This is a genomic window from Paenarthrobacter sp. FR1 (genome assembly GCF_051106045.1).
Taxonomy (GTDB): domain Bacteria; phylum Actinomycetota; class Actinomycetes; order Actinomycetales; family Micrococcaceae; genus Arthrobacter; species Arthrobacter nitroguajacolicus_A.
In genome coordinates this window covers 544,543-554,368 of record NZ_JBPFSF010000001.1, presented here as the reverse complement: position 1 = coordinate 554,368, position 9,826 = coordinate 544,543, and the positions used below count along the sequence as shown (strand labels likewise).

The 9,826-nt window shown below is 60.3% G+C and carries 17 protein-coding genes; all 17 read left to right on the top strand.

Features of this window, described 5'->3' with window-relative positions; translation table 11 throughout:
- Nucleotides 1-7 precede the first annotated feature (7 nt).
- The 17 genes from rplV (at nucleotide 8) to map (ending at nucleotide 9,796) form a co-directional block, all read left to right on the top strand.
- Nucleotides 8-373, top strand: coding sequence for a 50S ribosomal protein L22 (rplV, locus tag ACR30Z_RS02605; RefSeq protein WP_090817766.1), 366 nt, complete (start codon nucleotides 8-10; stop codon nucleotides 371-373).
- Entirely contained in the window at nucleotides 374-1,195 is an 822-nt protein-coding gene (gene rpsC, locus ACR30Z_RS02600) for a 30S ribosomal protein S3 (RefSeq protein ID WP_011775589.1), read from the top strand. It abuts the gene before it with no gap.
- Entirely contained in the window at nucleotides 1,196-1,612 is a 417-nt protein-coding gene (rplP, locus tag ACR30Z_RS02595; RefSeq protein ID WP_003803795.1) for a 50S ribosomal protein L16, read from the top strand.
- 2 nt (nucleotides 1,613-1,614) lie between these two features.
- On the top strand, nucleotides 1,615-1,935 hold the full coding sequence (gene rpmC / locus ACR30Z_RS02590; protein WP_014922387.1) for a 50S ribosomal protein L29: 321 nt from the start codon (nucleotides 1,615-1,617) through the stop codon (nucleotides 1,933-1,935).
- A complete protein-coding gene (gene rpsQ / locus ACR30Z_RS02585; RefSeq protein WP_011775587.1) occupies nucleotides 1,932-2,228 on the top strand; it encodes a 30S ribosomal protein S17 in 297 nt (98 codons plus the stop codon). The genes rpmC and rpsQ overlap by 4 nt, the downstream gene beginning before the upstream one ends.
- Before the next feature lie 352 nt (nucleotides 2,229-2,580).
- Nucleotides 2,581-2,949, top strand: a complete 369-nt coding sequence (gene rplN, locus ACR30Z_RS02580; protein WP_003803789.1) for a 50S ribosomal protein L14 — start codon at nucleotides 2,581-2,583, stop codon at nucleotides 2,947-2,949.
- Between the two features lie 3 nt (nucleotides 2,950-2,952).
- Nucleotides 2,953-3,312 carry a 50S ribosomal protein L24 gene (gene rplX / locus ACR30Z_RS02575; RefSeq protein ID WP_062073171.1) on the top strand — a complete coding sequence of 120 codons (360 nt, stop codon included), beginning with the start codon at nucleotides 2,953-2,955 and terminating at the stop codon, nucleotides 3,310-3,312.
- Complete coding sequence (gene rplE / locus ACR30Z_RS02570) at nucleotides 3,312-3,899, top strand: 50S ribosomal protein L5 (RefSeq protein ID WP_144648593.1); 588 nt, start codon at nucleotides 3,312-3,314, stop codon at nucleotides 3,897-3,899. Before rplX ends, rplE begins: the two co-directional genes overlap by 1 nt.
- A gap of 78 nt (nucleotides 3,900-3,977) precedes the next feature.
- On the top strand, nucleotides 3,978-4,376 hold the full coding sequence (gene rpsH / locus ACR30Z_RS02565; RefSeq protein ID WP_011775584.1) for a 30S ribosomal protein S8: 399 nt from the start codon (nucleotides 3,978-3,980) through the stop codon (nucleotides 4,374-4,376).
- Nucleotides 4,377-4,394: 18 nt separating this feature from the next.
- Nucleotides 4,395-4,931, top strand: coding sequence for a 50S ribosomal protein L6 (gene rplF, locus ACR30Z_RS02560; RefSeq protein WP_026539812.1), 537 nt, complete (start codon nucleotides 4,395-4,397; stop codon nucleotides 4,929-4,931).
- Between the two features lie 3 nt (nucleotides 4,932-4,934).
- Nucleotides 4,935-5,318, top strand: a complete 384-nt coding sequence (gene rplR / locus ACR30Z_RS02555; RefSeq protein WP_089595796.1) for a 50S ribosomal protein L18 — start codon at nucleotides 4,935-4,937, stop codon at nucleotides 5,316-5,318.
- Nucleotides 5,319-5,347: 29 nt separating this feature from the next.
- Nucleotides 5,348-6,019 (top strand): 30S ribosomal protein S5, encoded by a 672-nt coding sequence (gene rpsE, locus ACR30Z_RS02550; protein ID WP_011775581.1) that lies wholly within the window; start codon nucleotides 5,348-5,350, stop codon nucleotides 6,017-6,019.
- A gap of 2 nt (nucleotides 6,020-6,021) precedes the next feature.
- Nucleotides 6,022-6,228 (top strand): 50S ribosomal protein L30, encoded by a 207-nt coding sequence (gene rpmD, locus ACR30Z_RS02545; protein WP_090817772.1) that lies wholly within the window; start codon nucleotides 6,022-6,024, stop codon nucleotides 6,226-6,228.
- The gene (gene rplO / locus ACR30Z_RS02540) at nucleotides 6,228-6,710 is read left to right on the top strand and encodes a 50S ribosomal protein L15 (RefSeq protein WP_144648592.1); all 483 of its coding nucleotides are present in this window, start codon (nucleotides 6,228-6,230) and stop codon (nucleotides 6,708-6,710) included. The genes rpmD and rplO overlap by 1 nt, the downstream gene beginning before the upstream one ends.
- Before the next feature lie 186 nt (nucleotides 6,711-6,896).
- Nucleotides 6,897-8,207 carry a preprotein translocase subunit SecY gene (gene secY, locus ACR30Z_RS02535; RefSeq protein ID WP_144648591.1) on the top strand — a complete coding sequence of 437 codons (1,311 nt, stop codon included), beginning with the start codon at nucleotides 6,897-6,899 and terminating at the stop codon, nucleotides 8,205-8,207.
- A 5-nt stretch (nucleotides 8,208-8,212) separates the two neighbouring features.
- Entirely contained in the window at nucleotides 8,213-8,782 is a 570-nt protein-coding gene (locus ACR30Z_RS02530) for an adenylate kinase (RefSeq protein ID WP_434371382.1), read from the top strand.
- A 186-nt stretch (nucleotides 8,783-8,968) separates the two neighbouring features.
- Nucleotides 8,969-9,796: a type I methionyl aminopeptidase gene (map, locus tag ACR30Z_RS02525; protein ID WP_144648589.1), complete on the top strand. Its 828-nt coding sequence runs from the start codon at nucleotides 8,969-8,971 to the stop codon at nucleotides 9,794-9,796.
- The last annotated feature ends 30 nt before the right edge of the window (nucleotides 9,797-9,826 follow it).

The following is a 9,826-nucleotide window of genomic DNA, read 5'->3' as shown; positions in this document are numbered from 1 at the left end:
GAAAGCAATGGAAGCCAAGGCTATTGCGCGTCACATCCGCGTAACGCCTATGAAGGCCCGGCGCGTCGTCAACCTTGTTCGTGGTAAGCAAGCGAATGAGGCTCTGGCAATTCTGAAGTTTGCCCCCCAGGCAGCTTCGGAGCCGGTATTCAAGGTACTTCAGTCGGCAATGGCCAACGCACGTGTCCTCGCGGACCGTGACGGCGTTGCATTCGACGACAGCGACCTGTTCATCAGCGAAGCATTCGTTGATGAAGGCCCGACCATGAAGCGGTTCCAGCCGCGTGCCCAGGGCCGCGCCTACCGCATTAGGAAGCGGACCAGCCACATCACCGTGGTCGTCGCAACCCCGGAGAAAGAGGAGGCTCGCTAAGTGGGACAGAAAGTAAACCCGCACGGGTTCCGACTCGGCATCACCACCGACCACGTTTCGCACTGGTTCGCTGACAGCACCAAGCCCGGACAGCGCTACAAGGATTTCGTCCGCGAGGACATCAAGATCCGTCAGCTCATGTCCACCGGCATGGAGCGCGCCGGCATCGCCAAGGTCGAGATCGAGCGCACCCGTGACCGTGTCCGCGTGGATATCCACACGGCACGCCCGGGTATCGTTATCGGTCGCCGCGGCGCCGAAGCAGACCGCATCCGCGGCGAGCTCGAAAAGCTCACCGGCAAGCAGGTTCAGCTGAACATCCTCGAGGTCAAGAACCCCGAGATGGAAGCACAGCTTGTTGCGCAGGGCATCGCCGAGCAGCTGACTTCCCGCGTGGCTTTCCGCCGTGCGATGAAGAAGGCAATGCAGTCCGCACAGCGTGCGGGTGCCAAGGGCATCCGTGTTGCTTGCTCGGGCCGTCTGGGTGGAGCAGAAATGTCCCGCTCGGAGTTCTACCGCGAAGGCCGTGTGCCCCTGCACACCCTCCGCGCGAACATCGACTACGGCTTCTACGAAGCCAAGACCACCTTCGGCCGCATTGGTGTGAAGGTTTGGATCTACAAGGGTGACGTAACTGCCAAGGAACTGGCTCAGCAGGCAGCTGCTGCTCCGTCCCGTGGCCGTGCAGGAGACCGTCCGGGCCGCCCGGGTGGCGACCGCCGTCGTCGTAACGACCGTCCGGCAGCTGAGGCAGCACCTGCTGCCGTTGAAGCACCGGCCGCTGAAGCTGCTGCCCCCGCAGCAGAAGGAGGACAGGCTTAAATGCTTATCCCACGTCGAGTCAAGCACCGTAAGCAGCACCACCCGGGTCGTTCCGGCGCTGCTACGGGCGGCACCAAGGTCAGCTTCGGCGAGTACGGTATCCAGGCCCTGAGCCCGGCATACGTGACGAACCGTCAGATCGAGTCCGCTCGTATCGCGATGACCCGCCACATCAAGCGTGGCGGCAAGGTCTGGATCAACATCTACCCGGACCGTCCGCTGACGAAGAAGCCTGCCGAAACCCGCATGGGTTCCGGTAAGGGTTCTCCGGAATGGTGGGTCGCAAACGTCAAGCCGGGCCGGGTTCTCTTCGAACTCTCCGGTGTCAATGAAGAGGTAGCTCGCGAGGCCCTGCGCCTGGCAATCCACAAGCTCCCGTTGAAGGCACGCATTGTGCGTCGCGAAGGTGGTGAATAGAAATGGCAGTAGGGTCGAAGGATCTCGCACCCGCACAGCTGGACGGTTTCGACAACGAGCGTCTCGTTGAAGAACTCCGCAAGTCCAAGGAAGAGCTGTTCAACCTGCGTTTCCAGTCCGCCACCGGACAGCTGGAGAACCACGGTCGCCTGCGCGCGGTAAAGAAGGACATCGCACGCATCTACACCGTTCTCCGTGAGCGCGAGCTGGGCATTCGTGCCGAGGTTGCCGCACCGGTTGTGGAAGCCAAGGAAGAAAAGAAGTCCAAGAAGGCTGCCAAGGCTGAAAAGGCCGAGGTTGAAGCTGGAGAGGACGCCAAGTGAGCGAGAAGGAAACTGTGACGGAAGCAGCAGCCAGCGCTGAACAGCGCGGTTACCGTAAGACGCGTCGCGGCTACGTTGTCTCTGACAAGATGGAAAAGACCATCGTTGTTCAGGTTGAAGACCGCGTGAAGCACGCTCTGTACGGCAAGGTTATTCGCCGCACCTCGAAGATCAAGGCTCACGACGAAGAGAACACCGCCGGCATCGGCGACCTCGTTCTCATCTCTGAGACCCGCCCGCTCTCCGCTACCAAGCGGTGGCGTCTGGTGGAGATCCTCGAAAAGGCCAAGTAAATCCATCGCCGGGCTTGCCTGGCAGGGTTCACTGGGAAGGCCCGCGTTCCTTGGGGAACGCGGGCCTTTCCGCATCTCCGGCCGTTTCGGATTCAGCCTTGAAACGTGCTAGGATATTGAGTTTGTATGGCGCCACTTGTGCGTCATCAACTACCTCGTAAACAATCGTGCCGCTGCATACTGCCCCGCGCAGAGTTTTCTGCAAGGGAAGCTGATGCTTGTGGCACGGGCGTTTAGGCCTGTACTGGCAAAATCCAGGCAGGTCAAGAGACACCCCGATCAACCGTTCCGCAAGGCTCATTCCGTATGCATGATTTCGGTCTGAGAACCGGCGCGACGCAAGGAGTAAAAATTGATTCAGCAGGAGTCGCGACTCAAGGTCGCCGACAACACGGGTGCTAAGGAAATCCTTACCATTCGCGTTCTCGGTGGATCCGGTCGTCGCTACGCAGGCATTGGCGACGTCATCGTCGCTACCGTCAAGGACGCTATCCCTGGCGGCAACGTAAAGAAGGGTGACGTCGTCAAGGCTGTCATCGTTCGTACCAAGAAGGAACGCCGCCGTGCGGATGGTTCCTACATCAAGTTTGACGAAAACGCAGCTGTGATCCTGAAGAACGACGGTGACCCCCGCGGTACCCGTATCTTCGGCCCGGTTGGTCGTGAACTTCGCGACAAGAAGTTCATGAAGATCGTTTCGCTGGCCCCGGAGGTGCTTTAGTCCATGGCTAAGATCAAGAAGGGTGACCTCGTTCAGGTCATCACCGGCGCCAAGCAGGAACGCGGCGGCGACCGCGGCAAGCAGGGCAAGGTCCTGCGCGTATTCCCTGACACCAACCGCGTGCTGGTAGAGGGAATCAACCGCGTCACCAAGCACACCAAGGTCGGTCAGTCGCAGCGCGGCACCAAGACCGGTGGCATCGAGGTCGTTGAGGCCCCGATCCACGTTTCCAACGTTGCTTTGGTTGACCCGTCGACCAAGAAGCCGACCCGTGTTGGTTTCCGTCTCGACACCGTTGAGAAGGATGGCGCTACCAAGACCGTCCGTATCCGCGTGTCCAAGGCCACCGGGAAGGACATCTGATGAGTGAGACACTGTCTGAGACCACCGTCGCAAACAAGATCGTTCCGCGTCTGAAGACGAAGTACGCAGAGACCATCAAGAAGTCGCTGCAGGACGAATTCAGCTACGCGAACGTCAACCAGGTTCCCCGCCTGGTGAAGGTTGTAGTGAACATGGGTGTTGGAGATGCCGCCAAGGACTCCAAGCTGATCGACGGCGCTGTCCGCGACCTCACCCTGATCACCGGCCAGAAGCCGCAGGTAACCAAGGCCCGCAAGTCGATCGCTCAGTTCAAGCTGCGCGAAGGCATGCCGATCGGTGCACACGCAACTCTGCGCGGAGACCGCATGTGGGAATTCGTGGATCGTCTGGTTTCGCTGGCACTGCCGCGTATCCGTGACTTCCGCGGCCTCAACGGCAAGCAGTTTGATGGCAACGGCAACTACACCTTCGGTCTGACCGAGCAGGTTATGTTCCACGAAATCGACCAGGACTCCATTGACCGCGTTCGCGGTATGGACATCACGGTCGTCACCACCGCCAAGACCGATGACGAAGGCCGCGCGCTGCTCAAGGCGCTTGGTTTCCCGTTCAAGACCGAAAACTAACTACGTGACAGGTCCGTCCGCGCAGGCTCCTAAGAGCCAGCGCAACGGAAACCGGTACGAGGAAGGGCTATAGCCCAAATGACTATGACAGATCCTGTCGCAGACATGCTCACGCGTCTGCGCAATGCAAACTCGGCATACCACGACACCGTGTCCATGCCGTACAGCAAGCTGAAGGCACGCGTTGCTGACATCCTGAAGGCAGAAGGCTACATTGCCGGCTGGAAGGAAGAAGACGCCGAGGTTGGCAAGAAGCTGACCATCGACCTGAAGTTCGGTCCGAACCGCGAGCGTTCCATCGCTGGCGTCCGCCGCATCTCCAAGCCGGGCCTCCGCGTTTACGCGAAGTCCACCAACCTGCCTCACGTGCTGGGTGGCCTGGGTATCGCAATCCTGTCCACCTCTTCCGGCCTCCTGACTGACAAGCAGGCCGGTAAGAAGGGCGTGGGCGGCGAAGTCCTCGCGTACGTCTGGTAACGGGAAAGGAAGAGAATAATGTCACGTATTGGACGTCTCCCCATCACCGTTCCTGCCGGAGTTGAGGTCAAGCTCGATGGCTCCGTCATCAGCGTCAAAGGTGCCAAGGGCGAGCTGAGCCACACTGTGGCCAGCCCGATCGAGGTTACCCAGGAAGAAAACACTCTCACGGTCACCCGCCCGAACGACGAGCGCAACTCGCGTTCGCTGCACGGCCTGACCCGCACCCTGATCGCCAACATGATCCAGGGCGTTACCGAGGGCTACGAGAAGAAGCTTGAAATCGTTGGTACCGGTTACCGCGTTCAGGCCAAGGGTTCTGACCTGGAGTTCGCTCTGGGCTACAGCCACCCGGTTAACGTCTCTGCACCCGAAGGCATCACCTTCGTAGTGGAGGGTCCGACCAAGCTCTCTGTTTCGGGTATCAACAAGCAGCAGGTCGGCGAGGTTGCTGCCAACATTCGCAAGCTGCGCAAGCCTGACCCCTACAAGGGCAAGGGTGTCCGTTACGCCGGCGAAGTCATCCGCCGCAAGGTCGGAAAGGCTGGTAAGTAAACCATGGCCATCGCAATTAACAAGAAGCGTACGAACAAGAGCAAGTCTGCTGCACGCAGCCGTCGCCAGCTTCGTATCCGCAAGCGCATCACCGGTACGGCTGTACGTCCTCGTCTGGTCGTCAACCGTTCGGCACGTCACGTATTCGTCCAGGTTGTCGATGACAGCAAGGGTGTAACCGTGGCTTACGCTTCCACCCTGGAAGCTGACCTTCGCGCGTTTGACGGAGACAAGACTGCCAAGGCCAAGCGCGTCGGCGAGCTCGTTGCCGAGCGTGCCAAGGCTGCAGGCGTCGAAGCTGTTGTCTTCGACCGTGGCGGTAACAAGTACCACGGCCGCATCGCCGCCGTCGCTGACGGTGCTCGCGAAGGTGGGCTGGCACTGTGACCGTTGAAAATAACGAAAAGGACATTCAGGTGACTGAAGCTGTAGCTGCTGAAGCAACTGAGACCGCACCCGCTACCGATGACCGCCGCGGCGGACGTCGTGGCGAGCGTGGCGACCGTGGCCAGGGCCGCGGCGACCGTGGTGGCCGTGGTGGCCGCGACGGCGGTCGTGAAGCCGAGAAGAGCCAGTTCGTAGAGCGCGTTGTCACCATCAACCGCGTTGCCAAGGTCGTCAAGGGTGGTCGTCGCTTCAGCTTCACCGCTCTGGTCGTCGTCGGTGACGGCAACGGTATGGTTGGCGTGGGCTACGGCAAGGCCAAGGAAGTTCCCGCAGCTATCGCAAAGGGCGTTGAAGAGGCCAAGAAGTCCTTCTTCCGCGTTCCCCGCGTTGGCAGCACCATCCCGCACCGTGTGCAGGGTGAAGCTGCTGCAGGCGTAGTCCTGCTGCGTCCGGCTTCCGCCGGTACCGGTGTTATTGCCGGTGGTCCGGTCCGCGCTGTACTGGAGTGCGTGGGCATCCACGACATCCTCTCCAAGTCGCTCGGTTCTTCCAACGCGATCAACATCGTTCACGCGACCGTTGCCGCTCTGAAGCAGCTCGAAGAGCCCGCTTCCGTGGCTGCCCGCCGTGGCCTGCCGCTGGACGAGGTTGCTCCTGCTGCTCTGGTGCGCGCGCTCCAGAACCAGAAGGCAGGTGTTTAGTCATGGCTAAGAACCTGACTCCCTCCGACGCCAAGTTGGAGATCACCCAGATCAAGGGCGTCATTGGCGCCAAGCAGAACCAGATTGCGACCCTTCGCTCCCTCGGCCTGAAGCGCATCGGACACACTGTTGTCCGCAACGCTGACGCCGTGACCGTTGGCATGCTCAACACGGTTCCGCACCTCGTGAATGTAGAGGAGGCGAAGTAATGGCAGAGAACAAGACCGCCGCAGAGACTGCTGAGAAGCAGAACGCTCTGAAGGTCCACCACCTGCGTCCCGCCCCGGGTGCCAAGACCGCCAAGACCCGTGTTGGTCGTGGTGAAGGCTCCAAGGGTAAGACCGCTGGTCGCGGTACCAAGGGTACGAAGGCCCGCTACCAGGTAAAGGCTGGCTTTGCCGGCGGCCAGCTGCCGCTGCACATGCGCCTGCCGAAGCTGCGCGGCTTCAAGAACCCGTTCCGGGTCGAGTTCCAGGTTGTAAACCTGGAGAAGCTCAACGAGCTGTTCCCGGAAGGTGGCACTGTCACCGTCGAGTCCCTGGTTGAGAAGGGTGCAGTTCGCAAGAACCAGCCCGTCAAGGTGCTTGGCACCGGCGACATCACCGTCAAGGTTGACGTCACCGTCCACGCATTCTCTTCCAGCGCTTCGGAAAAGATCGCCGCAGCAGGCGGAAGCACCACCACTCTCTAAGAGTCAGTGGGGCAGATGCCCGTTGTAAAAAAAATCCCGGTACGCGGGGCCTCGGCCCGGTGTACCGGGATTTTTTGCGTGATTGTGGACTCTCGATTATTACGACGGCGTCACAAGCAGTTAGACTCGGTTGTTGGGTTTCATTGATCCCTTCCACATCCTTGTACTTTCTACTCAGGAGGACGCTTGCTAAGCGCATTCGGCCGGGCGTTTCGGACGCCTGATTTGCGACGCAAGTTGTTGTTCACGCTGGGAATCATCACAATCTTCCGCTTGGGAGCTTTCATCCCCTCGCCTGGTGTGAACTACCAGAATGTCCAGCAATGCTTGAACACCGGTGACACCTCGCAGGGCATCTACCAGCTGGTGAACTTGTTCAGCGGCGGCGCGTTGCTGCAGGTTTCAGTCTTTGCCTTGGGCATCATGCCCTACATCACGGCGAGCATCATCGTGCAGTTGCTCCGGGTAGTCATTCCCCGGTTCCAGCAGCTGTACGAAGAAGGTTCCTCGGGACAGTCAAAGTTGACGCAGTACACCCGGTACCTCACGATCGCCCTCGGCCTGCTCAACGCCACCACGTTGGTGTCGCTTGCCCGATCCGGCCAACTTCTGCCTGGCTGTAACCTGCCCATCATTCCTGATGACAGCATCATGACCACCATCCTCATCATCATCACGCTGACGGCCGGTACGGGCCTCATCATGTGGATGGGCGAGCTGGTCACTGAAAAGGGTGTTGGCAACGGCATGTCGCTGCTCATCTTCACCTCCATCGCAGCCAGCTTCCCCGGCTCGCTCGGTTCCATCTGGGAGTCCAAGGGCCCGGGAACCTTCTTCACCGTTCTGGCCGTCGGCCTGCTCACGGTGGCTTTGGTGGTCTTCGTGGAGCAGTCGCAGCGTCGCGTTCCGGTTCAGTACGCCAAGCGCATGATCGGACGCCGAACCGTGGGTGGCACCAGCACCTACATCCCCATCAAAGTGAACATGGCCGGCGTCGTGCCTGTCATCTTCGCTTCCTCCATGCTCTACCTGCCCGGCTTGATTGCGCAGTTCAACCAGCCGGCGCCCGGCGAGCAAATGGCACCGTGGGTTGAGTGGATCAACAACAACCTCACCCGCGGCGACCACCCCATCTACATGGCGCTCTACTTCGCCATGATCGTGTTCTTTACCTACTTCTACGTGGCCATCACCTTCAACCCTGAAGAAGTGTCGGACAACATGAAGAAGTACGGCGGGTTCATTCCGGGCATCCGGGCGGGTAAACCGACCGCGGACTACCTGCAGTACGTGCTTTCCAGGATCACCCTGCCTGGAGCCCTGTACCTGGGCTTCGTCGCGTTGATTCCGCTGGTTGCACTCGTCCTGATCAACGCCAACCAGAACTTCCCGTTCGGTGGCACGTCAATCCTGATCATGGTGGGTGTCGGCCTGGAAACCGTCAAGCAGATTGATGCGCAGCTACAACAACGTCACTACGAAGGGCTTTTGCGATGACGAGAATGCTGATCATTGGACCTCCCGGTTCGGGCAAGGGTACGCAGGCTGAACGGATTTCCGAGCGCCTCGGCGTAGTCGCCATCTCCACGGGCGACATCTTCCGTGCCAACGTAAAGGGCGAAACCCCTTTGGGCATCGAGGCCAAGAAGTACATGGATGCCGGCGACTTCGTTCCGGACAGCGTCACGAACAACATGGTTCGTGATCGCCTGAGCCAGGACGACGTCGAGAACGGCTTCCTCCTGGACGGCTACCCGCGCACCACGGCGCAGGTGGACTTCCTGGACCAGATCCTCGCTGAGGGTGAGCAGGAGCTCGACGTCGTGCTCCAGTTGACCGCCGACGACGAAGAACTGGTAGCCCGTCTCCTTGGCCGTGCCAAGGAAACCGGCCGCTCGGATGACAACGAGACCGTGATCCGTCACCGTCTGGACCTCTACCACGAGCAGACCGAAGCAGTTGTTGCCAAGTATGCCGAGCGTGGAATTCTCACGCAGGTTGATGGCATCGGCGGTATCGACGAAGTTACCGACCGTGTCCTCACGGCAATCGAGTCGGCCAAGGCCGTCTAGCTCGTTGTCCACATAGCCGGGTATCCGGCGGTGGAGCAAAGGGTGTGCCCCGTACCGTTGGTGCGGGGCACACCCTTCTTCGTTGAAGCAATCGTGCCAATTTCAACCACGCTCCCGGATACGGGAAAATGGTCGGAGCATGGGACCGTGTGATCGGCCCCAACAAACAATTTTCCAGAGGAGAACATGGCGTTCGGTCAGCCCCGCATTGAATACAAAACAAACGAGCAAATGCGCACCATGCACCAGGCCGGACTTGTGCTGAGCCGTGCACTCGACGCTGCCGTTGCGGCGGCCAAGCCGGGCGTCACCACCAAGGACCTTGACGATGTATTCGCCGCGGTCCTCAACGGCGCCGGGGCCAAGTCGAACTTCCTCGGTTACCACGGCTTCCCCGCCACCATCTGCACGTCCGTCAACGAAGAAGTGGTCCACGGTATCCCCGGTGGACGCGTCCTGGAAGATGGCGACATCATCTCCATCGACGGCGGCTGCATCGTGGATGGCTGGCACTCAGACTCGGCACGGACGGTCATCGTCGGTGCCGCCGATCCAGAAGACCAGCGTCTTTCGGATGTGACTGAAGCTGCCATGTGGCGCGGCATCGCTGCCCTGGCCCAAGGCAAATTCGTCGGAGACATCGGCAACGCCATCGATGACTACGTGTCCTCCGTCCAAGGCAAGCCCCTGGGTATCCTGGAGGACTACGTCGGCCACGGCATCGGTTCGGAAATGCACATGGCTCCGGATGTCCTGAACTACAGGACCGGACACCGCGGCCCCAAGATCCGCCCGGGCCTGTGCCTCGCCATCGAACCCATGCTGGTACGTGGCGGCATAGAGACGGCCACGCTCGACGACGACTGGACCGTTGTCACCACCGACGGCAAGCGGTCCTGCCAGTGGGAGCACTCGGTAGCCGTTCATGAAAAGGGCATCTGGGTCCTGTCCGCCCCGGACGGAGGCGCAGAGCAGTTGGCGCCGCTCGGCGTCGTGCCTGTCCCGATTCCCTGACACATGCAAAAGAAAAGCCGGGCTGCTGAA

What these genes read in the sequence shown, in the direction of transcription:
- rplV (WP_090817766.1), top strand. Translation starts at nt 8, where the DNA reads ATGGAAGCCAAGGCTATTGCGCGTCACATCCGCGTAACGCCTATGAAG.
- rplP (WP_003803795.1), top strand. Translation starts at nt 1,196, where the DNA reads ATGCTTATCCCACGTCGAGTCAAGCACCGTAAGCAGCACCACCCGGGT.
- rpmC (WP_014922387.1), top strand. Translation starts at nt 1,615, where the DNA reads ATGGCAGTAGGGTCGAAGGATCTCGCACCCGCACAGCTGGACGGTTTC.
- rplX (WP_062073171.1), top strand. Translation starts at nt 2,953, where the DNA reads ATGGCTAAGATCAAGAAGGGTGACCTCGTTCAGGTCATCACCGGCGCC.
- rplE (WP_144648593.1), top strand. Translation starts at nt 3,312, where the DNA reads ATGAGTGAGACACTGTCTGAGACCACCGTCGCAAACAAGATCGTTCCG.
- rpsH (WP_011775584.1), top strand. Translation starts at nt 3,978, where the DNA reads ATGACTATGACAGATCCTGTCGCAGACATGCTCACGCGTCTGCGCAAT.
- rplF (WP_026539812.1), top strand. Translation starts at nt 4,395, where the DNA reads ATGTCACGTATTGGACGTCTCCCCATCACCGTTCCTGCCGGAGTTGAG.
- rplR (WP_089595796.1), top strand. Translation starts at nt 4,935, where the DNA reads ATGGCCATCGCAATTAACAAGAAGCGTACGAACAAGAGCAAGTCTGCT.
- rpmD (WP_090817772.1), top strand. Translation starts at nt 6,022, where the DNA reads ATGGCTAAGAACCTGACTCCCTCCGACGCCAAGTTGGAGATCACCCAG.
- rplO (WP_144648592.1), top strand. Translation starts at nt 6,228, where the DNA reads ATGGCAGAGAACAAGACCGCCGCAGAGACTGCTGAGAAGCAGAACGCT.
- ACR30Z_RS02530 (WP_434371382.1), top strand. Translation starts at nt 8,213, where the DNA reads ATGCTGATCATTGGACCTCCCGGTTCGGGCAAGGGTACGCAGGCTGAA.
- map (WP_144648589.1), top strand. Translation starts at nt 8,969, where the DNA reads ATGGCGTTCGGTCAGCCCCGCATTGAATACAAAACAAACGAGCAAATG.